The sequence below is a fragment of the Bradyrhizobium sp. MI1.3 genome, assembly GCF_055811695.1.
On sequence record NZ_JBVVPQ010000029.1, the window covers coordinates 31,718 to 54,843 of the forward strand.

At 64.9% G+C, this 23,126-nt stretch carries 27 protein-coding genes; 21 read left to right on the forward strand and 6 right to left on the reverse strand.

What is annotated here, in order from left to right:
- The first annotated feature begins 157 nt into the window (after positions 1–157).
- The 3 genes from AC0L3A_RS21650 to AC0L3A_RS21660 all read left to right on the forward strand — a co-directional run bounded on the left by AC0L3A_RS21650 (position 158) and on the right by AC0L3A_RS21660 (position 4,420).
- Positions 158–3,325, forward strand: coding sequence for a CheR family methyltransferase (locus tag AC0L3A_RS21650; protein ID WP_473255161.1), 3,168 nt, complete (start codon positions 158–160; stop codon positions 3,323–3,325).
- Positions 3,325–4,071 carry a Crp/Fnr family transcriptional regulator gene (locus tag AC0L3A_RS21655; RefSeq protein ID WP_007603201.1) on the forward strand — a complete coding sequence of 249 codons (747 nt, stop codon included), beginning with the start codon at positions 3,325–3,327 and terminating at the stop codon, positions 4,069–4,071. Before AC0L3A_RS21650 ends, AC0L3A_RS21655 begins: the two co-directional genes overlap by 1 nt.
- Positions 4,072–4,207: 136 nt before the next feature.
- Positions 4,208–4,420, forward strand: coding sequence for a hypothetical protein (locus tag AC0L3A_RS21660; RefSeq protein WP_007603203.1), 213 nt, complete (start codon positions 4,208–4,210; stop codon positions 4,418–4,420).
- A gap of 47 nt (positions 4,421–4,467) precedes the next feature.
- Here the strand turns inward: AC0L3A_RS21660 and AC0L3A_RS21665 are convergent, their stop codons facing one another.
- Entirely contained in the window at positions 4,468–4,599 is a 132-nt protein-coding gene (locus AC0L3A_RS21665) for a hypothetical protein (RefSeq protein ID WP_473255162.1), read from the reverse strand.
- A 179-nt stretch (positions 4,600–4,778) separates the two neighbouring features.
- On the opposite strand from AC0L3A_RS21665, the gene AC0L3A_RS21670 reads away from it, so the two are divergent.
- The 7 genes from AC0L3A_RS21670 to AC0L3A_RS21700 all read left to right on the forward strand — a co-directional run bounded on the left by AC0L3A_RS21670 (position 4,779) and on the right by AC0L3A_RS21700 (position 8,840).
- Positions 4,779–4,985: a hypothetical protein gene (locus AC0L3A_RS21670; RefSeq protein WP_007603205.1), complete on the forward strand. Its 207-nt coding sequence runs from the start codon at positions 4,779–4,781 to the stop codon at positions 4,983–4,985.
- A 2-nt stretch (positions 4,986–4,987) separates the two neighbouring features.
- Entirely contained in the window at positions 4,988–5,188 is a 201-nt protein-coding gene (locus AC0L3A_RS21675; RefSeq protein WP_007603207.1) for a hypothetical protein, read from the forward strand.
- 80 nt (positions 5,189–5,268) lie between these two features.
- The gene (locus tag AC0L3A_RS21680) at positions 5,269–6,345 is read left to right on the forward strand and encodes a flavodoxin family protein (protein ID WP_007603209.1); all 1,077 of its coding nucleotides are present in this window, start codon (positions 5,269–5,271) and stop codon (positions 6,343–6,345) included.
- A complete protein-coding gene (locus AC0L3A_RS21685; RefSeq protein WP_473255163.1) occupies positions 6,342–7,247 on the forward strand; it encodes an NAD(P)/FAD-dependent oxidoreductase in 906 nt (301 codons plus the stop codon). Before AC0L3A_RS21680 ends, AC0L3A_RS21685 begins: the two co-directional genes overlap by 4 nt.
- A gap of 18 nt (positions 7,248–7,265) precedes the next feature.
- Positions 7,266–8,210: a cation diffusion facilitator family transporter gene (locus AC0L3A_RS21690; RefSeq protein ID WP_473255164.1), complete on the forward strand. Its 945-nt coding sequence runs from the start codon at positions 7,266–7,268 to the stop codon at positions 8,208–8,210.
- Positions 8,211–8,310: 100 nt separating this feature from the next.
- Positions 8,311–8,640 (forward strand): four-helix bundle copper-binding protein, encoded by a 330-nt coding sequence (locus AC0L3A_RS21695; protein WP_007603212.1) that lies wholly within the window; start codon positions 8,311–8,313, stop codon positions 8,638–8,640.
- Between the two features lie 11 nt (positions 8,641–8,651).
- A complete protein-coding gene (locus AC0L3A_RS21700; protein WP_007603213.1) occupies positions 8,652–8,840 on the forward strand; it encodes a hypothetical protein in 189 nt (62 codons plus the stop codon).
- Between the two features lie 20 nt (positions 8,841–8,860).
- Here the strand turns inward: AC0L3A_RS21700 and AC0L3A_RS21705 are convergent, their stop codons facing one another.
- A complete protein-coding gene (locus AC0L3A_RS21705) occupies positions 8,861–9,118 on the reverse strand; it encodes a hypothetical protein (RefSeq protein ID WP_007603214.1) in 258 nt (85 codons plus the stop codon).
- A 286-nt stretch (positions 9,119–9,404) separates the two neighbouring features.
- Between AC0L3A_RS21705 and AC0L3A_RS21710 the strand changes: the two genes are divergently transcribed.
- The gene (locus AC0L3A_RS21710) at positions 9,405–9,779 is read left to right on the forward strand and encodes a hypothetical protein (RefSeq protein WP_007603215.1); all 375 of its coding nucleotides are present in this window, start codon (positions 9,405–9,407) and stop codon (positions 9,777–9,779) included.
- Positions 9,780–9,782: 3 nt separating this feature from the next.
- Here the strand turns inward: AC0L3A_RS21710 and AC0L3A_RS21715 are convergent, their stop codons facing one another.
- Both AC0L3A_RS21715 and AC0L3A_RS21720 read right to left on the reverse strand, forming a co-directional pair.
- Positions 9,783–11,117: a polysaccharide deacetylase family protein gene (locus AC0L3A_RS21715; protein WP_473255165.1), complete on the reverse strand. Its 1,335-nt coding sequence runs from the start codon at positions 11,115–11,117 to the stop codon at positions 9,783–9,785.
- A 191-nt stretch (positions 11,118–11,308) separates the two neighbouring features.
- Positions 11,309–12,082 (reverse strand): polysaccharide deacetylase family protein, encoded by a 774-nt coding sequence (locus tag AC0L3A_RS21720; RefSeq protein ID WP_473255166.1) that lies wholly within the window; start codon positions 12,080–12,082, stop codon positions 11,309–11,311.
- 116 nt (positions 12,083–12,198) lie between these two features.
- Between AC0L3A_RS21720 and mgtE the strand changes: the two genes are divergently transcribed.
- From mgtE to AC0L3A_RS21740, 4 genes are all read left to right on the forward strand, one after another.
- Positions 12,199–13,620: a magnesium transporter gene (mgtE, locus tag AC0L3A_RS21725; RefSeq protein WP_007603218.1), complete on the forward strand. Its 1,422-nt coding sequence runs from the start codon at positions 12,199–12,201 to the stop codon at positions 13,618–13,620.
- Positions 13,621–13,782: 162 nt separating this feature from the next.
- Positions 13,783–14,100 carry a helix-turn-helix domain-containing protein gene (locus tag AC0L3A_RS21730; protein WP_354201878.1) on the forward strand — a complete coding sequence of 106 codons (318 nt, stop codon included), beginning with the start codon at positions 13,783–13,785 and terminating at the stop codon, positions 14,098–14,100.
- A gap of 185 nt (positions 14,101–14,285) precedes the next feature.
- Positions 14,286–15,104 carry an aldo/keto reductase gene (locus AC0L3A_RS21735; RefSeq protein ID WP_354201879.1) on the forward strand — a complete coding sequence of 273 codons (819 nt, stop codon included), beginning with the start codon at positions 14,286–14,288 and terminating at the stop codon, positions 15,102–15,104.
- Positions 15,105–15,153: 49 nt separating this feature from the next.
- Entirely contained in the window at positions 15,154–16,164 is a 1,011-nt protein-coding gene (locus AC0L3A_RS21740; RefSeq protein WP_007603222.1) for a hypothetical protein, read from the forward strand.
- 929 nt (positions 16,165–17,093) lie between these two features.
- Here the strand turns inward: AC0L3A_RS21740 and AC0L3A_RS21745 are convergent.
- Positions 17,094–17,807, reverse strand: coding sequence for a DUF599 domain-containing protein (locus tag AC0L3A_RS21745; RefSeq protein ID WP_219684903.1), 714 nt, complete (start codon positions 17,805–17,807; stop codon positions 17,094–17,096).
- A 124-nt stretch (positions 17,808–17,931) separates the two neighbouring features.
- Here AC0L3A_RS21745 and AC0L3A_RS21750 point away from each other — a divergent pair, with 124 nt between their 5' ends.
- The 5 genes from AC0L3A_RS21750 to AC0L3A_RS21770 all read left to right on the forward strand — a co-directional run bounded on the left by AC0L3A_RS21750 (position 17,932) and on the right by AC0L3A_RS21770 (position 21,039).
- Positions 17,932–18,594 carry a glutathione S-transferase family protein gene (locus AC0L3A_RS21750; protein ID WP_473255167.1) on the forward strand — a complete coding sequence of 221 codons (663 nt, stop codon included), beginning with the start codon at positions 17,932–17,934 and terminating at the stop codon, positions 18,592–18,594.
- A gap of 86 nt (positions 18,595–18,680) precedes the next feature.
- Positions 18,681–19,049, forward strand: coding sequence for a YidB family protein (locus AC0L3A_RS21755; RefSeq protein ID WP_354158439.1), 369 nt, complete (start codon positions 18,681–18,683; stop codon positions 19,047–19,049).
- A gap of 178 nt (positions 19,050–19,227) precedes the next feature.
- Positions 19,228–19,431: a hypothetical protein gene (locus AC0L3A_RS21760; RefSeq protein ID WP_007603227.1), complete on the forward strand. Its 204-nt coding sequence runs from the start codon at positions 19,228–19,230 to the stop codon at positions 19,429–19,431.
- Between the two features lie 159 nt (positions 19,432–19,590).
- Positions 19,591–20,556 (forward strand): hypothetical protein, encoded by a 966-nt coding sequence (locus AC0L3A_RS21765; RefSeq protein ID WP_007603228.1) that lies wholly within the window; start codon positions 19,591–19,593, stop codon positions 20,554–20,556.
- Positions 20,557–20,598: 42 nt separating this feature from the next.
- Positions 20,599–21,039 (forward strand): DUF1489 family protein, encoded by a 441-nt coding sequence (locus AC0L3A_RS21770; protein ID WP_007603229.1) that lies wholly within the window; start codon positions 20,599–20,601, stop codon positions 21,037–21,039.
- On the opposite strand, the gene panC is transcribed toward AC0L3A_RS21770, so the two are convergent.
- Positions 21,036–21,887: a pantoate--beta-alanine ligase gene (gene panC / locus AC0L3A_RS21775; RefSeq protein ID WP_473255168.1), complete on the reverse strand. Its 852-nt coding sequence runs from the start codon at positions 21,885–21,887 to the stop codon at positions 21,036–21,038. The genes AC0L3A_RS21770 and panC overlap by 4 nt on opposite strands.
- Positions 21,888–22,169: 282 nt before the next feature.
- Between panC and AC0L3A_RS21780 the strand changes: the two genes are divergently transcribed.
- Complete coding sequence (locus tag AC0L3A_RS21780) at positions 22,170–23,093, forward strand: division plane positioning ATPase MipZ (RefSeq protein ID WP_473255169.1); 924 nt, start codon at positions 22,170–22,172, stop codon at positions 23,091–23,093.
- Positions 23,094–23,126: the final 33 nt, after the last annotated feature.

Consider the following 23,126-nt stretch of genomic DNA (forward strand, 5'->3'; position numbering starts at 1 on the left):
GGCAGGCCGCCCAAGTTCAATGCCGAACACCCAATGCTCGCTGTACGGAACGCAGCGTGACGTTTCCGCCTTGCACCTGTTGGGATAATATCAATTCTGCTATTTCCGGCGAGCGGGCGTCCTCTGGTTCCCGTCACTGAATGAGGCTATCGAGACCATGCATGAAATCGGCGACCAGCCGGTCGAAAGAGAGCGCCAGACCAGGTCTCCGCTGATCATCGGGGTGGGCGCCGCGCCGACAGCTCTGGATAGTGTCGAGCGGTTCTTTTCCAGGCTGACCGTAAGCGCCGACCAGGCCGTCGTGCTCGCGTTCCAGCATCATGAGGCCCTCGACGAGCCGCGGCTGCGCCAGATCGTGCGAAATTCCCACGGTGGCAAGATTTCCGACGTCGGCAACGACCAGACCATCGAGGGTGGCACGATTTATCTGTGCCCGCCCGCGATGATCACGACGATCCACGGCGGTCGCTTCGGCGTCCGCCCGGCCGAGCAGGCGCCCGGCGAGCGGGCCACGATCGACAGCTTCCTGGTGTCGTTGGCGGAAGAACGCGCCGAGCAATCGATCGGCGTGATCCTGTCCGGCATCGGCGGCGATGGCACGCTGGGTACCGCGACACTGAAGGACCACGGTGGCCTTGCCATCGCCGAAAAAGGCGCGAGCGACGAGGCGGATCATCTGAAGGACGCCGATACGCCGGCCGCGATCGCCGACTACGTGCTGACCGCCGAAGACATCGCCGAGCACATCCAGGTCTATGCCCGTCATCTGCGCCGGCTGGAGGAGAAGCAGGGGTTCGACGAGGTGCTCGCCGCTGCGGCGACCTCGCTGTCGCGCATCGCCGACATCCTGCGCAGCAAGACCGGCAATGATTTCCACGGCTACAAGCAGAACACCTTCCTGCGTCGCGTGCAGCGGCGGATGCAGGTGGTCCAGATCGGCGACATTTCCGCTTATGTCGATTTCCTGCGCAACGACCAGGACGAGGCGCAGCACCTCTTCAACGACCTCTTGATCGGCGTCACCGAATTCTTCCGCGACAACCGCGAATTCGAGGTGCTGGAGAGCCAGATCGTCCCGAGGCTCTTCGAAGGCAAGGACGCGAGCCAGCAGGTTCGCGTCTGGGTGCTCGGCTGTGCCACCGGGGAGGAGGCCTATTCGATCGCTATCCTCCTGCGCGAGTACATGGCCAAAATGGACTCGCCACCGCAGGTTCAGATCTTCGCGACCGACATCGACGGACGGGCGCTGGCGGCTGCGCGCGTCGGCCGCTATCGCACCAAGATCGAAGCGGAGATGACCGGCGAGCGCCTGGCGCGCTGGTTCGTGCGCGAGGGTGATACCTATTGCGTGGTCAAGGAGCTGCGCGAGATGTGCATCTTCTCGCAGCACAACGTCATCAAGGACGCACCGTTCTCGAAGCTCGATCTCGTCTCCTGCCGCAACCTGCTGATCTATCTGAATGCCGAATTGCAGAACCGGGTGATCCCGCTATTCCACTTCGCGCTTCTGCCGGATCGGTTCCTGTTCCTCGGCAATTCCGAGAACGTGACGCGGCATCCAAAACTGTTCGTACCGGTCGACCGCCGCGCCCGCATCTTCAAGAAGCTCGAGACCGGAACCCGGCTGCCGCCGGAATTTCCGATCACGACCGCCGCGGGGAGGGCAAACCTCGAGATAGCGCCGGCGCGCTCCTTCCGCCCTGATATCGGGCTGGAGCGTCGCGCGCAGCGGATCGCGGAGCGCTATGCGCCCGCCTATGTCATCGCCGACAGCAACTTTCAGGTCCTGCACTTTTCCGGGCGCACCGGACGCTACATCGAGCCGACGGCAGGCGCCGCCACGCTCGATCTGCTCCAACTCGTCCATCGCGATCTCCGCCTGGACCTGCGCGCGGTGCTCAGCCGCGCGGCGGAGAGCAACGAGCCCGCCCATGCCGAGCAGGTTCAGCTCGGCGCCAACGGCCAGCACATTCCCGTCGACATCACGGTGGAGCCGATCCAAGAGGGCGGCAGCGGCGATCGCAATTTCGTCGTCCTGTTCAAGGACGGCCCGGTGCGCGCCATCGGTGCCGACGAAGGCAAGCCCAATGCGTTGGTGCAGACCGAGCATGTCGAGCGTATCGAAGGCGAGCTGCGGGCGACGCGGGAGCGCCTTCAGGCAACCATCGAAGAGCTCGAAAGCACCAACGAGGAGCTGAAGTCCTCGAACGAGGAATACCAGTCGCTCAATGAAGAGCTTCAGTCGGCAAACGAAGAGCTCGAAACTTCACGCGAGGAATTGCAGTCGGTCAATGAGGAACTGACCACCGTGAACGGCGAGCTGGCTCACCGCGTCCAGGAATTGACGCGCGCCACCAGCGACCTCGAGAATTTCCTGGAGAGCACGCAGATCGCGACCGTATTCCTCGACAACGATTTGCGCGTGATGAACTTCACGCCAGCGATTACGCAGGTTCTGCATCTCGTCGAAACCGACACGGGTCGCCCCATCGCGCACATCAAGGCCCGCATCCCGATCGAGGAGCTCTATGACGACATTCGCGGCGTGCTGCGGACGCTTGCCATCGCCGAGCGCGAGCTGAGGGATCCGGACAGCGGCACGCGCTACATCGTGCGCATCCTGCCCTATCGCAGCATCGACAACTTCATCGCGGGGGTCGTGATCACCTTCGTCGACATCACCGCCATTACCCGCGCCGAGGAGCGGCAGCGCCTGCTGCTGGCCGAGCTCCAGCATCGGGTCCGTAACACGCTCGGCGTGGTCCGCTCGATCGCCCGTCGCACGGCCGATAGCAGTTCGACGGTCGAGGAGTTTGCGTCCCATCTCGATGGCCGGCTCAACGCATTCGCCCGAACCCAGGCGTTGGTGACCCGCGATCCCGAGGGCGGCGTTGATCTCGAATACCTCGCGGTCGAGGAGCTGCTGGCCTATAATGCCAGGGAAGGTGAGCAGGTACGGGTCAGCGGCCCCACGGTGCGTTTTCAGTCGAAGGCCGCGGAAACCTTTGCCCTTGCCATTCACGAATTGGCGACCAACGCGCTCAAATACGGCGCCCTGAGCCGGCCGACTGGTCGCATCGAGATTTCCTGGCGCCTCGAGCAGGGCACCGACCCGGCGGAGCTGGTGTTCGAGTGGCGGGAGCGCGGTGGGCCGCCGGTTGCGCCGCCGCCGCACAAAGGATTTGGGGCCGAGCTTCTGGAGCGCACACTCGCGTTCGAGTTCAAGGGGCAGACCAGGTTGGCATTCAATCCGAGGGGACTGGAATGCACGATCACCATGCCCCTCAGCAAGCGGGCGTTTCATACACCGGCGGTGGCCAACTGATGCCCTTGTCGACGCTAGATCGCAGCCAGGTGGACCCGGTCATTCGCCGGCTAAACGTGCTGAGGCCGTTGTCGATGGAGGCCCGCACCTCGCTCGAATACGCAATGCTGGAGGGAATCCAGCGTGCAGGGGCGGGCGAGGATCTGATCTCGGAGGGCGATCCGGTCGACAGCGTGCGCCTCGTGCTGTCGGGCTGGCTCTGCCGCTACAAGACGCTGGAGGACGGCCGGCGCCAAATTGTCAATTTTCTCTTTCCCGGCGAAAGTTGCGACGCGCACGCGTTCCTGTTGTCGGTGATGGATCATTCCATCGCGGCGATGACGCCGGTCGTCTACACCGAAATCAAGCGCGCGCGGTTCGAAGGTCTCGTGGCTGCCGACCGCGCGCTGGCGGAAGCATTCTGGTGCGAGACGCTCGTCAACAACGCGATCCAGCGCGAATGGGCCATCAATCTCGGCCGCCGGGTGGCCTTTGAACGCGTGGCCCATCTGTTCTGCGAGATCATCGAGCGGCTGCGTCCTGTCGGCATGGTCGAAGGCAATTCCTGCGTGATGCCGGTGACGCAAATGGATCTTGCGGACGCCACCGGCCTGTCGGTGGTCCATCTCAACCGCACGGTTCAGGAGTTGCGCGCCTCCGGCCTGATCGTGCTGCGCGATCGCACGCTGACCATCACCGATCTCGATGCGCTCAAGGATGCGGCACTGTTCTCGCCGAGCTATTTGCAACTCTATCGACGGGCCTAAGCGTCTTCTCGGCTGTTCCGAGATACTTGATCCAGGTTAGCGTTCGCGGATGTTTTTTGAGCGGATGGCTGGTTTTGAGTAATTGACGTAACTTACGTGAAGGCGGTTTCATCCCGAATCTTCTATCGTCGTTTCGATGAACGACGTCCTGCTTGCCCGCGCTGAGCGCGCGATCGAAGCGAGCCGCGCCCTCCGGGCGCAGCGCAGAGCGGTCGCGGATCAGCTTGATGACGCCACGCGCGAGGTGCGCCGGGTGGTGATGGAAAGCGCGATGCTGCGCTCGGAGCTCAAGGCCCTCCGCGACAACCGGGAACAGCAGGATCTCAGACACCGCGTGCCGTCGGAATAGGAGCCGACGACATCAAACGCTAGCATGCGCCGGGATGGGTGCCTCGCTCAGCGCTGCTTCGCTGCTTTGGATCGCCTGTTGTAAGGCGAGCGGTTGACGGGCTTGAGCGAAATGCCTTCGCGCTGCGCCTTGCTGCGAATGGCCGCGACCGGGTGATGCTTCGCCGTTTCGTTTCGCATCGGCAAAATCACGCACCGTTAACTTATTGAAATGCCGGAACCTGCGGTTGCGGCCGAAGCTGTGAACGCTGCCGGGCTGGGCCGCCCCGACCGGCACGAAACTCTGGCCCCGGCGCCGACCTCCCGCCGGGGCCAATTCCTCCCAATTCCTTCCATCTGAAGGGCTTTGTGAAAGTACAATGACCGCGAAACGCAACCGCAGGAAACAGACCCAATCGCTCCAGGAGCGGTTGGTGGCATTCGCCGAAGCCGCTCGCGAGCGCGCGCGCAGCCTGCCGCCCGGCAAGGAGCGTGACATGCTGCTTCGGCGCGCCAAGCAGAACGAGGTGACCTCCAACCTGACGGACTGGCTGAGCGAACCCGTATACCCGAGACGGGGAGGGTGACGATGCGGAGCATCAAGCACTACCGCGCGTTCCAGATCGATCCGGACGGGCATGTGTTTGGATGCATCAACCTGGTCTGCGACAATGATGAGCAGGCCAAGCGCGAGGCCGCCTCGCTCGTGCTGGTGCACCGCATCGAACTGTGGCGGCTGGACCAGCGCATCGCGCAGTTCGATGTGCCGCCGGAAGTTGTCCGTCAGTAGGGCGACGAGAGGAGAGCGAGAAGGAACCGCGCGCTGCGCCCCGGGTTGGTCGGACTGTACCGACCTCGCGAGGAGCCAGCATGACGGAAGCCGACATTCGCAAGGGGATGCCGCCCGTCAAGCTCTCGCGCGAGGCCTTCGAGCGCCGCTACCGGAGCCGGTTCGTCGATCCCGCCTTTGCACCGCTCCAGCGCGAGCTCGACGCCATCGTCGGCGCGGCCTGGGATGCCTACAGCAATTCACGCAAGGCCCCGCTGACGCGAAAGGCGGGCGCAGGATTCTCCGATCCCGATTACGACATCGCCGTCGACTGGCTCGATGCGCGCGCGAAGATCCTGGCGGCGCAGCGACGCCATGACGACGCGGACGAGACGCCGCGCATCCTCATCATCAACGGCTCGGCCCGTAGCGAGCACACCTGTCCCGGCGAGATGTCCAAGACCTGGCGTCTGGTCGAGCTCGCCGAGCCGGTCTTTGCCGAGCTTGGGCTTGCCGTCGACGTCCTCGATCTATCGCGCCTGGCTTCGGAGTTCGGCAAGACGATCCATCCCTGCAAATCCTGCGTCGGAACCGCGATGCCGCTCTGCCACTGGCCGTGCAGCTGTTATCCGAACTATTCGCTGGGGCAGACCGACGACTGGATGAACGATATCTATCCGCTCTGGGTCGCGGCCCACGGCATCCTGATCGTGACCCCGGTGAACTGGTATCACGTGCCCGCCGGGCTCAAGGCGATGATGGATCGCATGGTCTGCGCCGACGGCGGCAATCCCGATCCGACCTCGACCCACGGCAAGAAGGCTGCCGAAGCCAAGGCGCTGGAGCTGAAAGGCTGGTCTTATCCGCGCCATCTCGCCGGCCGTCATTTCGGTCTTGTCGTTCACGGCGATGCGGTCGGTGCCGAGGGCGTGCGCCGCGCTTTGTCGGATTGGTTGACCGACATGCAGCTGATCTCGGCGGGCCGCTTCGCCGAGCTCGATGGCTATGTCGGCTACATGGAGCCATACGCCACCTCGCACCGCGACCTCGATGACGACAGGGCATTCCAGACGGAGGTGAAGAACGTCGCGCGCGCGCTCGGCAATGCGGTCCGGCTGGCGCGAAGCGGACAGCTTCGCGCGCCCGGTGCGGGCCTGTCGGATCCAAACCCCAAATGACGGCGAATGATCAGTCCTATGATTGCCTGATCGTCGGCGGCGGCCCCGCCGGGCTGATGGCCGCGATCTATCTCGCGCGATTTCGGCGCCGCGTCTGTGTCGTGGACGCAGGCGCGAGCCGGGCGGCGCTGATCCCGCGCAGTCACAATGTGCCGGGGTTCGTCCACGGCCTCTCCGGTACCGACCTGCTTGCGCGCATGTCCGCGCAACTGGGCGAGCTCGCGGTCACGCGGGTGGCCGCCGAAGTCACCGCCTTGCGGCGAGACGACGAGGGTTTTCAGGCGATCTGGAACGGCGGCGCGGATACGGCTGCTACCGTCATCCTTGCCAGCGGCATCGTCGACGCCCATCCGCCGTTCGACGAATGGCGCGCGGCGGTCGCAGACGGGCTGTTGCGCTACTGCCCCGTCTGCGACGCCTACGAGGCGATCGGCCGTCGCATCGGCATCGTCGGTCCGCTGCACCGTGCCGCCGGCAAGGCGCTCTTCATGCGCGGCTACTCACGCGACGTGACTCTGCTGGCAACGGGCGAGGATGACGGGAAGGCCGCGGCACCGGAGCTGAATGAATCGGGTGTCGAGATCGTCGTCGCGCCCGGCCTGCGCCTGAGGCGGAGAGACCACGGCGTCGAAGCCGTCTTCGCCAACGGCCGGACGGCGCAATTCGAGATGGTCTACCCGGTGATGGGTGCGGAGGTGCGCTCGCATCTCGCGATGAATCTGGGGGCCCAACATACCGGGGAGGGTTACGTGAAAGTCGACGATCATCAGCGCAGCTCGGTCGACGGCCTCTACGGCATCGGCGACGTCGTCACCGACCTGCACCAGATCTCGGTCGCGTTCGGCCACGCCGCGGTCGCCGCCTGCACGATCCACCACAGCCTGCCGCGGCGGCTGGCATGAGGAGCGGGGTATCGGACATTGGCAACAGAATCATCCTCGAAGACCGCGGTCTATGCGGCGCTCTTCGGCAATGTCCTGGTCGCGGTCACGAAGATCGGCGCCGCCGCGTGGACAGGAAGTTCGGCCATGACGAGCGAGGCGGTGCATTCGCTCGTCGACACCACCAACGAGATCCTGCTGCTCTACGGCTATCGGCGCGCGAGCCGTTCGCCCGACGAATCCCATCCGCTCGGCTATGGGCGCGAGCTGTATTTCTGGAGCTTCATCGTTGCGCTGCTGATCTTCGCGCTGGGCGCCGGTGTCTCGCTGTATCAGGGCATTCTGCATGTCGCCGCACCCGAGCCGATCGAAAGTCCGATCGTCAGCTTCGTGGTGCTTGGGCTGTCGTTCCTGTTTGAAGGCGGCTCCTGGCTGGTTGCCCTGCGGCGCTTCAGCTCCGACGGCCAGCGGTTCGGATATTATCAGGCCTTCGTTCGCAGCAAGGATCCTCCGGCATTCATGGTGCTGCTCGAGGACAGCGCTGCGCTGGTCGGCATCGCCATTGCTGCGGCGGCCACTGCGGCCGCCGTAGTGCTGAGCCAGCCGGTCTGGGATGGGATCGGTTCGATCCTGATCGGGATATTGCTGGCGATCGTGTCGATCGGTCTCGCGCGCGAGAGCAAGAGCCTGCTGATCGGCGAGCCCGCCGATCCGGAGCTTGCGCGATCAGTCCTGGACATCGCAAGGCGTTCGCCCGGCGTGCTCAGGGCCAACGGCCTTCTGACGGTGCAGCTGTCGCCGGTCGAGGTCGTTGCGGCCCTCAGCATCGAATTTGCGGATGACAAGCGCGCCGACGACATCGAGCGATGCGTCGTTTCGATCGAGACCGAGATACGCAAACGCCATCCAAGCGTGGCGGCGCTGTTCATCAAGCCGCAGACCGATGCCCGCTACCGGGCGGTGCGCGCGAGGCGCTACGGCTAGCTGCGCGAGGTTCCCCCGACGTCACAATCGGCACGACGGCAGGAACGATCACAACATCCCCCTGGTTGACCGGTGCAGGGGCGAGCATTGGAGAAACCGGATGGCTCAATCCGAAGACATGACGCGCTGCATCGCGCTCTGCATGAGCTGCTACCAGACCTGCCTCGGCACCGCGATGAACCATTGCCTCCAGACCGGCGGCAAGCACGTCGAGCCCAAGCATTTCCGCCTGATGATGGCGTGCGCCGAAATGTGCCGGACAGCGGCGCATTTCATGCTGATCAACACGCCGCATCACCGGCACACATGCGGCGAATGCGCGGAAATTTGCAGCGAATGCGCCGAGGATTGCGAGCGGGTCGGCGGCATGGACGAGTGCGTCGCCATGTGCCGCTCCTGCGCGCAATCCTGCCGTGCGATGGCGGCCTGAGGACGAAGCCCATGCTGGAAGAGAAACTCACGGATGCCATCGTCGAGGAGCTGCAGCGGCAGGCGGCCAACCGGCCGCAATTGCTGAAGGTCGAACGCGCGGACGATGCGAAAGCCTCGGAGGAGCTGATCGTCAACGGCAAGATCGACTTGGCCGCGCTGGTCATGGTGATCGCGGGATCGGTCGCCGGCGGGCCTTAAGTCCGGCCGTCAACGCGCCCTCAGCCATATTCCTCGCCGATGCCGTATTCCCGGTAGATCTCCAGCGGATCGAGGTCGGGAAACAGCCGGCATTTGGCCTGGGCGAGATGCAGGCTCACCGCCGCCGGCTCCTTGCCGTTCGAGAGCATCTTGCGGATGTCGTCCATATGCGCGCTCGGCTGGTGCTTGGTGTCGAGCTGCTCCAGCGCGACCAGCGCGGTCGCCAGCGCCTCGGTCAGAACCCAGTCGTCGTGGCCGGTGATTCCCTTCTTCGGCATCGGCAGACCCCATATGTGGCGGCGCCAGTCTATCGGGACTTCCGCCAAATCTCCATGGAGCCGTTGCAGCCAGCAGGCGCGGAAGGGGCCGGCGGCCGTGCTCCGGCTTGCATTATGGCCGGGCGTGGCTAAAAGGCGGCATTGCCGGGGCAATAGTATCTTTGGTGAAACAAAGTTGGCGTAGACCGGCCTGCATGGCATTCGGGCCGGCTATTCCGGTCTGGCCCCCTGATCCCCGCATTCGCAACACGGTCCGGTTGCACCACCCTTCAAGGCTTGAGCCCGCATGGTCTTTCTAAGCTTCGTCTACCGCTTCGTGACCAACTTCGCATTCATGGCGATGGTCTATTTCAGCCTGAATTTAATGGAGAAATACCAGAACCGGGCGATCATCGCGATTCTGGTGCTGATCTATACCGGCATGCGCGCAGCTTCGACGCTGCGGGCCTTCTACTTCTACCAGAAGATCGAGCGGCTGGAGGCTGAGACCAAGCGGCTGCAGGGCCCGATCAATGACGGCGCGGGCGGAACGAACGCGCGCAGGCAGGTCGTGGTTGACGTCGCCCGGCTGCGGCGCGACGGCGAGGTCAAGTCCTATATGGACCTGTTCTTCCTGGCGCTGATCGTGTTGCTCTGCGTCGCCAACATCATGCGACAGTAGGCTCTACTGCGCGCGCTTCTTCAGGCTCGCCACACGGGTCGGGCGCGGCGCAGTGCTCTTTGGCGCGGCGCTCTTGGGCGCAGTGCTCTTGGGCGCAGTGCTCTTGGGGGCAGTGCCCTCGGTCTCTGCGGCATGCTTCGGTGTGCCGTGAGCAGCGCGCGCGGTGCGGGCAGCGCGCGCCTTGCCGGCTTTGCCCTTGGCCGCACGGGGCGTCTCGGCCGCCATTGCCAGGCGTGTCGCGACGCGCCGCGACAACGTCGTCGACAGCAGCACCTCGACAGAGCCCTCGGGGATTGCAAAGAGATCGCGGGCGGGCACGGGCAGGGTGGCCGCGACATTGGCGAGCGCCATGGTCTTGCGCGGCAGCAGCGGTTGATGCGCGGTCTCCGCGTTGAGGTCGGCCAGCGAGGGCGCCGGAAGCGTCTTGGTCTGCGCGAACACGAAATTCGGCACGGCGGGCCAGCGCGCGATCGGTGTGGTCTCGGTCGGCGGATGCAGCAGCCATTCCACCGGCGTGGTCGGCGTCGCCGGCTGCTCGGCGGTCGCGGGCACCACGTGCACGATGCGATAGCCGCGCGCCTTGAGGTCGCGGATGATCTTCGGCAGGGCCGCCACCGTGCGGGCCTGGATGTCGTGCAGCAGCAGGATGCCCTTGCCCTTGGCCTCGAGCCGCTGGATCGCGAGCTGATAGACGCGATCGGAGGACACATGGCGCCAGTCGTCGGCCGGGAAATCGGCGCTCCAGACCTGGATCCCGCGCGAGATCAGAAGGTTCTCGACGCCGTCGGCGCGCATCAGGCCGGGAATGCGGAAAAACGGCGCGAGCTTGGACGGATCGGTCATTGCGGCCGATGTCCACTCGATGCCGCCATTGATCTGCGCCTCGGCCTTGTCGAGCGGCATCCGGTCCATTGTGAGCGGGTGCGTCATGCTGTGGGTGCCGACGGTGTGGCCCGCGGCGACCAGCTTGCGCACGCCGTCCGGGTTCGCCTTGGCCTGTTCGCCGATGATGAAGAAGGTCGCCTTGATGCACTCGTCGGCGAGGATCTGCAGCACCTGGTTGGAATATTTCGGCAACGGACCGTCGTCGAAGGTCAGGACGACTTCATGATCCTTCAGCGGCAGCGTCTCGCGGTACTGCATGGTGCCGATGCGGGGATGCTCGTGCGGATCGACCACGAGGGTGCGGGACGTGCCGAGTGCGTCCGGACGGCCGGGGCAGTCGGCCGCAATGGCCGGCGAGCCGATGGTCAGGACACCCAAAAATCCGCCTAGGAATCCGCCAAGGCAAAGGACGATCCACGATCGCGTCCGAGCAACAACGCTACTTCCGATCATGAACCCGGTCTGCCCTCTTACGCGATTGCCGCCATAATAGGTCGGAGACATCTGCAAACGGTTCAGGCGCAAGGAACCGCTACCCAGGACTCTGCCGCGACAAGTCCCCTTGATACTTGCATGGCGTAGCATGAACAGACTGTTAATAGGGCCAAAATCACCCCATTTTGCGCCGGCGTGACATTCCGGCATCAACGGGCGTCGGCGCTCTTCTGTGATGTGCCCGCCGGCACGATGTGAACCACCCGATACCCGTTCTCCCTCAGATACCGCAGGAAGGCCGGCATGATCGCGGCCGTGCGCGCCTTGGGATCGTGGAACAGGATGATACCCTTGCCGGCGGCGGCTAGGCGCTCGGTGACGAGCTTCAATTCCTGCTCCGGCGTCATCTCGTTCCAGTCGCTGGCCCACAGGTCAGCCCCGAACACCACGATGCCGCGGGACTGGAGCAGGTCGAGCTCGGCTTGCGTGGCTTCGAAATAGGGGAAGCGGAAGAACGGGGTCGCGGGCGTCGTTGTCGAGGTGCCGTGCAGAGCCAGCTCGACGGCGGCAATGCCGCGATCGATTTCGCTCTTCGCCTTGTCGAACGGGATCCGCGCCATGAACGGATGCGAGAAGGTGTGGTGACCGATGCTGTGGCCCTCGCGGGCGATGCGCTTGACCATGTCGGGGTGTTCGGAGGCGTGCAGGCCGATCAGGAAGAAGGTCGCGCGCACGCATTCCTGCGCTAGGGCCGCCAATACCTTCGACGTCGTCGGCGGATGCGGTCCGTCGTCGAAGGTCAGCACGACCTCGTGATCGGCGAGTGGCAACGTCTGCGGAAAGCTCTTCAGGCCCACGCGCGGCGTGGTCTTGGCGTCGACGCTCAGAATGCGGGAGGTGCCGAGCGCGTCCTTGCGCGGGCACTCGGCGGCTTCAGTCGAGGCGATGCCGGTGAGGGCGGCGAGCGCTGCGCCTGCCGACATCGAGGTCCACCTCAATCGAAGCATCTTTGTCATTGCGCTCAGAGTTGCCTTGTGGGTATTGCCTGAACCGTCAGCTCAGACCACTCGTTTCAACCTGTCGAACGGCGAGGCGCGCCATGGATGAACATCTGGACGGTGCCGCGTCTGCTGCGGAATCGGTACTCGACCACGTGCCGATGCGCAATGAAGACGGCGAGATTCGTCACGAATTCGTCGCGGAAATTGCCCATGCGATCGAGGCCGGCGACAGCGCCGCGCTGCGCGCCTGCGTTGCCGAACTGCACGAGGCCGATCTCGGCGATCTCATCGGGGCTCTCGAGCCCGACGATCGCGTCCGCCTGGTCGAACTGACGGGGCGCGATTTCGACTTCTCCGCGCTGAACGAGCTCGACGAGGGCGTGCGCGAGGAGATCCTCGAGGAACTGCCGCCGCAGACGGTCGCGGAAGGTGTGCTCGAGCTCGAATCCGACGACGCGGTCGAGCTGCTGGAAACGCTCGATCAGGCCGATCAGGAGGAGATCCTCGAGAAGCTGCCGCTCAAGGAGCGCGTCGTGCTCGAGCGCAGCCTGCTTTATCCGGAAAACTCCGCCGGCCGCCGGATGCAGACCGAGTTCATCGCCGTGCCCCAGGATTTTACCGTGGGGCAGGCGATCGACTACATGCGCGAGACGCCGGATTTGCCTGACCGCTTCTACGAGATCTACGTCGTCGACAAGGAGCAGCATTGGCAGGGCGCGGTCTCGCTCGACGTGCTGCTGCGCGCCCGCCGCCCCGTGGCGCTTGCCGAGCTGACCGACGAGGATCGCCGCCGCGTCTCCGTCCTGGAGGACCAGGAGGAGGTGGCGCGCATGTTCGGCAAGTACAATCTCGTCGCAGCCCCGGTGCTCGACACCCAGGACCGCCTCGTCGGCGTCATCACCGTCGACGACGTCGTCGACGTCATCGAGGAAGAGGCGGACGAGGACCTCAAGGCGCTCGGCGGCGTCAACAGCGACGAAGAGCTGTCCGACACCGTGTTCACCATTGCACGCGCACGGTTCAACTGGCTGCTGGTCAATCTCGCCACCGCCTTCTTGGCGTCCTCCGTGCTTGGCCTGTTCGAGGGGCAGCTTGAGAAGATGGTAGCGCTCGCCGTGCTGGCGCCGATCGTTGCGAGCCAGGGCGGCAATGCCGCGACCCAGACCATGACGGTCGCGGTGCGGGCGCTGGCGACGCGCGAGCTCGGCTCCTCCAATGCCTGGCGCGTGGTGGTGCGCGAGGGCCTGGTCGGCCTCGTCAACGGTCTCGCCTTTGCCGTGATCACGGGAATCGCGGCGGTGGCCTGGTTCAGGATCCCGGGCCTCGGCATGGTCATCGGGCTCGCCATCATCGTGAACCTCTTCGCCGGCGCGCTCGGAGGCATCCTGATCCCGATGGCGCTCGAACGTGTGCGAGCCGATCCGGCGGTGGCGTCAGGCACGTTCGTGACAACGGTCACCGACGTCGTCGGCTTCTTCTCCTTCCTCGGCATCGCGACGCTGTGGTTCGGGCTCAGGTAGGAGCTGTTGAATCCGTAGCCTGGATGGAGCGAAGCGTAATCCAGGGCCGCTGCGTCGGCTCGAGAGATGCCCCGGATTGCGCTGCGCTCCATCCGGGCTACTGGCCATCATCTTTAATCCGAACTTAAGCGAGCTGCCGCATCATCGTTCTCGCTTGGGGGAATGAGCATGCGTGTGCGGCTGAAGGCGGACGGACGGATCGTCGAGTTGCGGGACGGGCAAGAGTTTCCTGTCCAGCCCTTTCCAATCCAGCCCGTACCTAACGCAGCGCCGGCCGAGGCCAGCTCGCTCGCCGTGCGCGATTTGCGTCGCCGCGCCTGCCTGACCCAGATGGAGTTCGCGGCTAAACTCGGCGTTCCCGTCGAGACCATCCGCAACTGGGAGCAGGGCAAGCGCGCCCCGCGGGGACCCGCCCGCGCGCTGCTCGCCGTGATCGCGCATGCGCCCGAGACCGTGTTCCAGGCGCTCGCCAAAGCCTGAGCTGAAGGCCTGTCGTCGAGGCTTGTCGTCGAGGCTTGGCGTCAAGGTCTGGCGCGAACCTCCCGTTAGTATTGCGCGCAAGATCCGGCCCGGCGGCCGGTGCCGCCCGTTGGCAGCGTTGCCAGCCGGGTTCATAGTGACGCCTGGATCATGATTTGGGGCGACCGCGACAGAGAGGATTCCTCATGCTGTTCGTCGAGACCAATGGCGCAAGAATACCGGCCATCGGGCTGGGAACCTGGGAGCTGAGCGGGCGCATGTGCGCGCGTGTGGTCGAGCAGGCACTGCGGCTCGGCTATCGCCACATCGATACCGCACAGGTCTACGACAATGAGCGCGAGGTCGGCGACGGCTTGCGCGCCTCCGGCGTGCGCCGCGACGACATCTTCCTGACGACGAAGGTCTGGACCAACCATTTCGCGCCTCACGATCTCGAACGCTCGGTCAAGGAGAGTCTGGTGCGCATGCGGCTTCCCTCCGTCGATCTCTTGCTGTTGCACTGGCCCAATTCGCACGTGCCGCTGGAGGAGACGCTGGGCGCGCTGTCGCATGCCAAGCGCATGGGCCTGACCCGCCACATCGGCGTCTCCAATTTCACTGTCGCGCTGATCGAGCAGGCGGTGGCGTTGTCGCCGGAGCCGCTGGCCTGCAACCAGGTCGAATACCACCCTTATCTCGACCAGGCGAAGGTGAGGGCGGCCTGCGATCGGCACGGGCTCGCGCTGGTCGCCTACAGCCCGATCGCCAGGGGGCGGATCAAGACCGACCAGACGCTCGCCGAGATCGGACGTCTGCATCACAAGACGCCGGCGCAGGTCTGCCTGCGCTGGCTGGTGCAACAGAATGTCGCTGCGATCCCGCGCACCTCGCGCGTCGAACGCCTGTCGGAAAACATCGAGATCTTCGATTTCGAGCTTTCGGATGACGAGATGGCCCAGATCGCTGCGCTGGCCAGTCCCAGGGGCCGCCTGACCGATTTCGGCTTCGCGCCAAAATGGGATTGAGAGGGGGCTGCCGTATGCTAGGACCAGCTTGGCAACCTGAAGTCAGGCGATGGAACTGCGGAAGATCATACGGACGGACATTGCAGCGTCGGCGATCGCCCATCTGACGCTGGTCGCGCTGATCATCGTGATCAGCGAAGTCCATCCGTTTCACGCCAACCCGCCCGAATCGGTTTCCGTCAGCATCGTGACGCCGGAGCAGGTGAAGCAGGAGGAGGCCAAGGCCGAGGAGAAGGCCGAAGAAAAACTCAAGGCGAAGCCGCCGGAGCCGATCCCTGACCTGAAACTACCGAAACTGGATTTCACCGACAAGGACAAGGCGGCAACCGCGCCAAAGCCCGAGGCGAAGCAGCAGGCCGCGGCACAATCCTCGAAGCAGCAAGCCTCAAAGCAGCAGGCCTCGCCTGAACCGCCGCAGCAGAAACAGCCGCAGCCACAGCCTTCACAGACGCCGCAGCAGCAGCGCGAGGCGAATGCGCAGACGCAACCGCAGCCTCAACAGCCACAGCCTCAGCCATCGCAGTCGCCGCCGCCTCAGGCGACTCCGCAGCCACCTCAGCCCCCGGCGCCACAGCTCCTGCCACAAGCGATGCAGCAGCCAGAGGCCGCGCCGCCCCCGGCCTATCAGGCGCCGGAGCCCGACGTCACCGTCAAGTACGGCGTCATGCTGGGCCTGCCGCCGGAATTGCCGACGGAGCTGTCGAAAGACGCCCCCAAGGACGATGGCGGCGATGCCAAGGATTCAATCGCGGCCAAGCTGCCGGCCGAAATCATCGCCGAGCTGCGTCGTCACTTGCGAAGCTGCGCCAAGCTGCCGGCTGGGGTCGCGCCGACCGACACCGTCAACATCAAGCTGCGCACCGTGCTCGCGACCGACGGCACGCTGGCGCGCGAGCCGATCCTGATCGAAGCGCCGCCATCCGCAAAGGGCGTGGCGCTCGTGAAGTCCGCCATGAGCGCGCTTCAGGCCTGCCAGCCCTACAAGATGCTGCCGGCCGACAAATACGGGGAATGGAAGGTGATGGACCTGCCGTTCAGCCCGCGGGATTTCGGCGGATAGCAGGTAGTCAAGTAGCCTGGATGGAGCCAACGGGTCGGCGCGAAGCGCCGCCCGATGACAGGCTCCGCGCAATCCAGGGCCGCTCGCGCTGCGTTTCGCACCTTCCCGGATTACGCTGCACTCCATCCGGGCTACGCGACCGCGCCTGTGTCGCTCCTCTGTCAATCCGCTCACGCAAATATATTCCGCTTTACCGAAATTCGGTTTTGGCGTATGTGTCGCGCATCCCGGCTCATCCTTGAGGGGCGATCTCGTTGTCGTCTTGATTGCGAGCCGGGCTTGCGGTGGACGCGGCAGCGTCGGCATGAGAGGTGCGGGCAGGGCGGGTAGTCCCTGTGAGCCCGCAACCGCCTGCGGACGAGCGGCGCTGTGAAGTTCGTCTCGTCGGTATTTCGATGGTCACGTGCACGAGGCCGTCGAACCCTGCGGCGAAATGGCGAATGCGCGTACGGCAAAACCGTGTGGTCCTGGCCGTCGTTGCTACGGTCAAGCTTTCGCGGAGATGTGTGCGAGCCCAACCGGGCAGACAGCATCATCCAATTCGCGAGGCGAGGGAGGCCAGAAGGAAAGTTCGGCTCCCGGGAGAGCACGGCATAAGCCGTCCAACCATCGCGCAGGGAAGGCCGAGTGATTGGCACCACCTGTATGCTGCTGTGCGGTTTTTCTGCGTGTGCTTTTCGCGCAGCGGACCGCGGGTGCGAGGTCAGCACCCGGCCTTCCCTGCGCCCTCTTGGCTTTGAGGGTGGAGCGACGAAGCAAAGCTCGGGCGAAACGCGCCGCGAGGATGCAAAGCTGTGTCTGGAAAGCGTAGGATGGGTAGAGCACTTGCGGAACCCATCATGCTTCCGCGAAGAAGAAGCGTGATGGGTTTCGCTTCGCTCTACCCATCCTACGAATGCGCATTCCGTCGCGTGCGGGACACGCGCGAGTCAACGACCGCGCTTCATCTCATCACCATCCACCAACTCCGGCGCCATCGCCTCCCACGCGCTCGAGGCGAATTGCCGCCGCCAGGTCACGATCACCACGGCTGCCGTGGTGACGAACAACACCCAGGGGCTGACGAACCAGCCGAGATAGCCGAGTGCGAAGAAGAAGGCGCGCTGGCCGCGGTTGAAATGGCGGCCGGCGGATTCGAACAGGCGCGAGGTACGGATCACATGAGCTTCGGCCTCCGGCGTGTCACGCTGCGAGGCCGCCGGCATGCCGCCGAACAGGATCGCGACATAGTTGAACAGGCGGTACGACCAGGCGAATTTGAAGAAGGCATAGACGCAGATCAGGACAAGGCCGACGCATTTCAGCTCCCACATGGCGGGCGAGGTGCTGAGATCGATCGGCAGCTTGCTCAAGATCGTGATCGCGTCGTTGGTCGCGTGCAGCAGCGCCAGCGCGCCGCCGAGCGCGATGAGGCTAGTGGAGGCGAAGAAGGCGGTGCCGTTCTGCAGCGAGGCCATGATCTGCATGTCGACCATGCGCGCGTCGCGGTCGAGCAGCCGGCGCACCCACACCTCGCGGTAGCGGTTCATGCGCGCCGACAGGCTGTCGCGGCCGTAGGCCGAATGCTCCAGCGTCAGGGCGTAGACCAGCCATTCGATGATGAAGAAGCCGACGGCTGTGATGTCGACCCAATGCCTACTCATGTCAGTCTCCTGGAGAGGATCGCAACGCTTGCCACGCATGGCGAGGTGCAGCAACGATTGATTGGCGGCAGGCGATGGCGTTAAAAGCGGCTCGCTTCAAGGCGTATCGGGAAGGACTGATGACATGGCTGCGCTGAAACTCGCAATCGGCAACAAGAATTACTCGTCATGGTCGATGCGGCCCTGGCTCGCGCTCCGCGCCAACGACATTCCGTTCGTGGAGACTCTTATCCCGCTCTACACCGACAATCCCGCGGACAAGGAGCAGATCATCTCGTTCAGCCGCGCCGGAAAGGTCCCGGTGCTGGTCGACGGCGACATCACGGTGTGGGATTCACTCAGCATCATCGAATATATCGCCGAGCGCTATCCGGAAGTGAAGCTGTGGCCGGACGCCGCCGCCGCCCGCGCCCATGCCCGTTCGGTGTGCGCCGAGATGCATTCCGGCTTCATGGCCCTTCGCAACGAATGCGGCATGAACCTGCACCGCCCGGTGCGCCCCGTGACGCTGTCGGCGGACGCCGAGGCCAATATCGCGCGTGTGCAGGAGATCTGGCGGGAGTGCCGCACCCGTTATGGCGCCAATGGACCGTTCCTGTTTGGGCGCTTCGGCGCGGCCGATGCGATGTATGCCCCGGTCGTGCACCGCTTCCGCACCTACGCGATCGAGGTCACGCCGGAGACCAAGGCCTACATGGACACGATGCTGGCGCTGCCGGCGTTCCAGGAATGGACCCGGGACGGGCTCGCCGAAACGCTCGTCATCGAAAAGTTCGAGAACGTGTAGCCGCGAATGTGATTGAGCGCGGCTTGACGGCACGGCGCGTGACGGCGCTCAATCGCGGGGAGCTGCGGGCAAGGAGAGGGGTTATCATGGGAATCCTGGACTCGCTGGAGAACAACCCGGCGCTGCGGAGCGCGCTCGGCCAGCTCGGGGCAGCCGTGTTGCCGACCGTGCTGAGCGAGGTGCTCGGCAGCAACAATCAGGGTGGCCTCGGCGCGATCGTCGCAAAGCTCCAGCAGGCGGGGTTCGGTGACCAGGTCAAATCCTGGCTCGGCAACGGCCAGAACTTGCCGATCTCAGCCGACCAGCTCCGCACCGTGCTTGGCAGCGATACCGTCCGCCAATTGGCTGCGCGCTACAACATCCCGGTGGACCAGCTGGGCCAGATTCTGGCCCTGGAACTGCCCAAAGCCGTGGATCACGCAAGCCCCGACGGCCATTTGCCCCATAGCGCCTGAGGAACGGGTTCCAGCGGTATCACCGGCTGGCGGCATCACTCTGAAATAACTGCAAAATTTGCACGTTTGCCATGTCGCATACTGCTGGCCAAAAAAGCCCGCCGCATGCTATATAGCGGCCGGGTTTCCGGCCGGCCGACGCAGTGGGACCACGGGCGTGGCAGGCGTTGTTTGAGTGATGGAGAGGGTGTTGAAGCACAAATTCCCTATTGGATCGCGCGTGTTGTTCACGGCCAGCAATGTCGCACGCCCTGCTGCCAGCGGCTCGTATGAGATCATCCGCTTGCTGCCGACGGATGGTGACGACTGCCAGTACCGGATCAAGAGCTCGACCGAGGCTTTTGAACGCGTCGCCAAGGAAAGCCAGCTCGCGCTGTCCTGAAGACCGACGCTACCCGCGCATTGGCGCGTCCCCGGGAATTTGTATTCTGCCGCCGTCAAAAGGCCCGCTTCACCTTCAAAAGGTGGGCCGGGGGCAGCTGCCGACTCTCGGTGCTCGCTTTGACCATTCGCTCTCTGCTCGCGTGAGGGGACGTCGCGCATGAACTGGGCATGGGCCTCGTCGCTCGACCAAATCTGGCGCTCGCCGGCCTTTCCAATGTGGATGATGCTGGCGGCTGCCGGCTTCTTCGGACTGATCCTCCTGGTCACGCTGCAGCGCGCCGAGCGGTCGGTCGCCAACGGCGCGCTGACCGTTGTTACGCTGCTCGCCATCACCATCGCGATGGCTGCTGTTGTGCGCGTCGATGGACCGGCAGGGCAGACCACCCCGACCGAGGCGCGCGCGCAGGCCGCGATGACCGCGAGCCTGCCGGCGTTGTCCTGTCTCGACGATCTCGCCGGCGATGCCGTGGCCATCGGCTGCGAGAAGGCGCTGTTCGGCGCGCCGGACGTGGCCGCTGCGGCCGTCTCCACGACCGCGGCCAGGATCGACCGGCTGATGGCGCTCGGCGATGCCGCGACCGCCGAGAAGAGCCTGACGCCCGACATCAAGGTGCTGCGCAAATCGCTGGAACGTGATCGCTATGGCTTGGTCGCGCAGGTGCTGGTCGTGCGCGACGGTTGCACGCAGTTCGACTGTGCGGCCTTCCGCTCGCTGACCGACCAGCAGCAGGTCGCCGCCAACATGGATTCCCATCTCTACGACACGCTGGTCGCGCGCTACGCCCCGACCTGGAATGCGCCTGCAGCAGCGCAATCGTTGCCCGCCACTGCCGCCCTTGCCGGACTGCCGCCGTCGATGCCGACGGGCAAGCCGACCAGTGCGGAGTTCCCGAGTGCCTCGTCGACGCCGCCGGTCAGCATCATGAATCCGGAGCCGCCGACGCGTCAGGCGGCGCCCACCGCGAACGCGGCGGCTCCGCGCCCCCCGGCAGCGGCCTCGGCACAGGCCGCAGCTCCCGCCGCGAAGAAGCCGCCTGCGCCGAAGGCTGCGCGGGCACCAGCGGCAGCACCGGTTCCGCTCACGCCGCCGGCCGCAGCTCCCCCGGCTGCGGATAACGAGTAGATCGGCATTCCAAATGCGCGGCTGCCCGGCTAATGCTGGGGCATGCCACTACATCTGATCAAGCTCGCCGTCGGCTGCGAATCCGTCAAGGAATTGAAGGAGTGGACGGCCGAACGGATGCAGACCGCCAAGAAGAAGGGTCTGCCGCAACATCACATCCACATCACCCGCATGGTGCCCAAGCGCGACGCCGAGATCCTGTCGGGGGGCTCGCTCTATTGGGTGATCAAGGGCGAGGTCGCCGCGCGCGAAAAGATCATCGGCATCGAGCCGTTCCGCGACAAGGACGGCATCGGACGCTGCCGGATCGTGATGCAGCCGAAGGTGATTCCGGTGTCGCCGCGGCCGATGCGCCCGTTCCAGGGCTGGCGCTATCTTGCCGACGATTCCGTGCCGCCCGATCTCGGCAAGTCCGCCGCCGGCTCGATCGCGGCGATGCCGGAGCCGATGCGGCGCGAGCTGCGCGATCTCGGGCTGCTCTAAACCGCGATATTGTCGATCAGCCGGGTCGTGCCGAGCTTGGCCGCGACCAGGATGCGCAACGGCCCGTCCTTGCGCGAGGCGACAGGCGCCAAAGTCGCTGCATGGCGGACCTCGAAATAGTCGAGCTCAAAGCCGGCCGCGGTGATCATCGCGGCTCCGCGCGCCATTGCGGCTGCGACCGCTTCGCCGGCGCGGATGCGCCCGGCGCTCTCCTTCATGGCGTGGTACAGCGTCGTTGCGGTCTGCCGCTCCCGTGGCGACAAATAGACGTTGCGCGAGGACATCGCGAGCCCGTCGCGCTCGCGCACGGTGCGGGAACCGATCACCTTGACGCCGAGGTCGAGGTCGCGGGCCATCTGCGCCACCACCCGCAACTGCTGAAAATCCTTCTCGCCGAAGATCGCGACATCCGGCCAGCACTGCGTGAACAGCTTGCCGACGACGGTGGCGACGCCGCCGAAGAAATGCGGGCGGAAGCGGTCCTCGAGGCCGGCCAGCGCCGGTCCCTCCGGTACGATGCGGGTGGCAAAGCCCTGCGGATACATGGCGTCGGCGCCGGGATGCCAGACGATATCGACGTCCTCGGCGGCGAGCTTGGCGAGATCGGCCTTCCAGGTGCGCGGATAGGCGCCAAAATCCTCGGTCGGGGCGAACTGGGTCGGATTGACGAAGATCGACACCACGACGCGGCTCGCGCGCCGCTTGGCCAGGCGCACCAGCGACACATGGCCGTCATGGAGCGCTCCCATGGTCGGGACCAGCGCGATCGTGGCCTTTCGCTTGCGAAGATTGTCGACGGCGCGTCGCAAGGTGGGGACCGTGCGGGCGATCAAGGGGCTGCGTGACATCAGAACTCGACGGGGTTGGGAATCGGCGAGCGCGTCCCGGCGCCCGGCAGGCTAACCTTAACAAGCGGCGACCATGGACGCCACGCATCCGGATGCGGCACAGCATCCCGCGCAAAGCCGCGCAAGAGGTCGCGACATTGTGGGCTGGATCACAGACGCGAAGCGGCGCGGCGATTCATGACGAAGGACGGCGCGCCGCGATTTGTATTGCCTGTCACGCATTTCACTTGACCGCAGACGCGGCCAACTCGAAGATATTCGTTAGGGGTGTTGAGGATCGCGATGCTTGTGCAAGCTAGCCAAGGCCAGTCCGGCTCGGCGCATGTGGTCGTGCTCGGCAACGAGAAGGGCGGCTCCGGCAAGTCGACCACCGCCCTGCACATCGCGGTCGCGCTTCTAAAAGCCGGCCAGCGCGTCGCCACCATCGACCTCGACTGCCGTCAGCAGAGCTTTACTCACTACATCAACAACCGTTCCGCCTGGGCGCGCCGCACCAAGCTCGACCTCGAACTGCCGCTGCATCGCTGCATCAAGCTCGGCGAGACCATGCAGGTCGCCGAGAATGAGAATTCGGAGTTCCTTCAGTTCATGGAGGCGGTCTCGGCGGTCGAGAGCAGTTTCGACTTCATCGTCATCGATACGCCCGGCACCGACAGCTATTTGATGCGGCTTGCGCACTCGATGGCCGACACGCTGGTGACCCCGATCAACGACAGCTTCCTCGATTTCGATGTGCTCGGCACCGTCGATCCCGCCAATTACGCGGTGACAGGCGAAAGCCACTATGCCGAGATGGTGCGGGATGTCAGGCGCAAGCGCCGCCAGCTCGACGGCGCGACCACCGACTGGATCGTGGTGCGCAACCGGCTGTCGATGCTCGGCTCCCGCAACAAGCAGCTCGTTGCCGAGGGGTTGAAGGATTTGTCGCTACGGCTCGGCTTCCGCTACGTCGACGGCTTCGCCGAATGCGTCGTCTATCGCGAGTTCTTCCCGCGCGGCCTGACCGCGCTGGACGAGATCGACGAGGCGACGCTGGGCATGCGGCCCAATCTCGGCCATCTCACCGCACGGGAGGAGGTGACGAGCCTGCTCCGCCAGCTCAAGCTTCCGCTCGACGAGCGCGGACGCCGCCGCGCGGCCAACCGCGCTGAGTGGTTCAATCAGGTCGACAAGCCGCTCGAGGTCCACGACATCCTCGGCGCCTAGGCGTCGGTATATAGCTACTTCCAGTCGATCCAG

What these genes read in the sequence shown, in the direction of transcription:
- AC0L3A_RS21730 (WP_354201878.1), top strand. Translation starts at nt 13,783, where the DNA reads ATGAGCATGCGTGTGCGGCTGAAGGCGGACGGACGGATCGTCGAGTTG.
- AC0L3A_RS21710 (WP_007603215.1), top strand. Translation starts at nt 9,405, where the DNA reads ATGGTCTTTCTAAGCTTCGTCTACCGCTTCGTGACCAACTTCGCATTC.
- mgtE (WP_007603218.1), top strand. Translation starts at nt 12,199, where the DNA reads ATGGATGAACATCTGGACGGTGCCGCGTCTGCTGCGGAATCGGTACTC.
- AC0L3A_RS21685 (WP_473255163.1), top strand. Translation starts at nt 6,342, where the DNA reads ATGACGGCGAATGATCAGTCCTATGATTGCCTGATCGTCGGCGGCGGC.
- AC0L3A_RS21770 (WP_007603229.1), top strand. Translation starts at nt 20,599, where the DNA reads ATGCCACTACATCTGATCAAGCTCGCCGTCGGCTGCGAATCCGTCAAG.
- AC0L3A_RS21705 (WP_007603214.1), bottom strand. Translation starts at nt 9,118, where the DNA reads ATGCCGAAGAAGGGAATCACCGGCCACGACGACTGGGTTCTGACCGAG.
- AC0L3A_RS21675 (WP_007603207.1), top strand. Translation starts at nt 4,988, where the DNA reads ATGCGGAGCATCAAGCACTACCGCGCGTTCCAGATCGATCCGGACGGG.
- AC0L3A_RS21665 (WP_473255162.1), bottom strand. Translation starts at nt 4,599, where the DNA reads ATGCGAAACGAAACGGCGAAGCATCACCCGGTCGCGGCCATTCGCAGC.
- AC0L3A_RS21680 (WP_007603209.1), top strand. Translation starts at nt 5,269, where the DNA reads ATGACGGAAGCCGACATTCGCAAGGGGATGCCGCCCGTCAAGCTCTCG.
- AC0L3A_RS21655 (WP_007603201.1), top strand. Translation starts at nt 3,325, where the DNA reads ATGCCCTTGTCGACGCTAGATCGCAGCCAGGTGGACCCGGTCATTCGC.
- AC0L3A_RS21650 (WP_473255161.1), top strand. Translation starts at nt 158, where the DNA reads ATGCATGAAATCGGCGACCAGCCGGTCGAAAGAGAGCGCCAGACCAGG.
- AC0L3A_RS21760 (WP_007603227.1), top strand. Translation starts at nt 19,228, where the DNA reads ATGGAGAGGGTGTTGAAGCACAAATTCCCTATTGGATCGCGCGTGTTG.
- AC0L3A_RS21720 (WP_473255166.1), bottom strand. Translation starts at nt 12,082, where the DNA reads ATGTCGGCAGGCGCAGCGCTCGCCGCCCTCACCGGCATCGCCTCGACT.
- AC0L3A_RS21750 (WP_473255167.1), top strand. Translation starts at nt 17,932, where the DNA reads ATGGCTGCGCTGAAACTCGCAATCGGCAACAAGAATTACTCGTCATGG.
- AC0L3A_RS21715 (WP_473255165.1), bottom strand. Translation starts at nt 11,117, where the DNA reads ATGATCGGAAGTAGCGTTGTTGCTCGGACGCGATCGTGGATCGTCCTT.
- AC0L3A_RS21735 (WP_354201879.1), top strand. Translation starts at nt 14,286, where the DNA reads ATGCTGTTCGTCGAGACCAATGGCGCAAGAATACCGGCCATCGGGCTG.
- panC (WP_473255168.1), bottom strand. Translation starts at nt 21,887, where the DNA reads ATGTCACGCAGCCCCTTGATCGCCCGCACGGTCCCCACCTTGCGACGC.
- AC0L3A_RS21660 (WP_007603203.1), top strand. Translation starts at nt 4,208, where the DNA reads ATGAACGACGTCCTGCTTGCCCGCGCTGAGCGCGCGATCGAAGCGAGC.
- AC0L3A_RS21780 (WP_473255169.1), top strand. Translation starts at nt 22,170, where the DNA reads ATGCTTGTGCAAGCTAGCCAAGGCCAGTCCGGCTCGGCGCATGTGGTC.
- AC0L3A_RS21740 (WP_007603222.1), top strand. Translation starts at nt 15,154, where the DNA reads ATGGAACTGCGGAAGATCATACGGACGGACATTGCAGCGTCGGCGATC.
- AC0L3A_RS21765 (WP_007603228.1), top strand. Translation starts at nt 19,591, where the DNA reads ATGAACTGGGCATGGGCCTCGTCGCTCGACCAAATCTGGCGCTCGCCG.
- AC0L3A_RS21700 (WP_007603213.1), top strand. Translation starts at nt 8,652, where the DNA reads ATGCTGGAAGAGAAACTCACGGATGCCATCGTCGAGGAGCTGCAGCGG.
- AC0L3A_RS21755 (WP_354158439.1), top strand. Translation starts at nt 18,681, where the DNA reads ATGGGAATCCTGGACTCGCTGGAGAACAACCCGGCGCTGCGGAGCGCG.
- AC0L3A_RS21670 (WP_007603205.1), top strand. Translation starts at nt 4,779, where the DNA reads ATGACCGCGAAACGCAACCGCAGGAAACAGACCCAATCGCTCCAGGAG.
- AC0L3A_RS21695 (WP_007603212.1), top strand. Translation starts at nt 8,311, where the DNA reads ATGGCTCAATCCGAAGACATGACGCGCTGCATCGCGCTCTGCATGAGC.
- AC0L3A_RS21745 (WP_219684903.1), bottom strand. Translation starts at nt 17,807, where the DNA reads ATGAGTAGGCATTGGGTCGACATCACAGCCGTCGGCTTCTTCATCATC.